This window comes from Bradyrhizobium sp. LeoB3, assembly GCF_055456055.1.
The window spans coordinates 1-310 of record NZ_JBVBEF010000441.1 but is presented as its reverse complement, the minus strand read 5'-3'; the positions used below and the strand labels follow the sequence as shown (position 1 = coordinate 310).

Here is a 310-nt window from a genome sequence, read left to right as displayed (position 1 = left end):
CCAACATCGAGCATGGAATGACGCTGCGCCGTTACTGGTCGACAGCGGCGTGCCAAGGCTGCGCGATCAAGAGCCAATGTACGCCGTCCAAGGAGCGCCGCATCACGCGCTGGGAGCATGAGCATGTGGTCGAGGAGGTCCAGAGACGGCTCGATTCCGATCCCGACGCCATGCGGACGCGGCGCGAGACGGTTGAGCATCCCTTCGGCACGATCAAAGCCCGTATGGGTGCGACCCACTTCCTGATGAAGCGCCTAAGGAATGTCGCCGCTGAGATGGCGCTGCATGTTCTCGCTTATAACCTCACACG

The 310-nt window shown here is 61.6% G+C and carries 1 protein-coding gene; it reads left to right on the top strand.

Going from position 1 to position 310, the window contains the following annotated elements:
• The coding region (locus tag ACZXDY_RS46655; RefSeq protein WP_464350124.1) for a transposase at nucleotides 1-310 on the top strand (310 nt) is incomplete at both ends.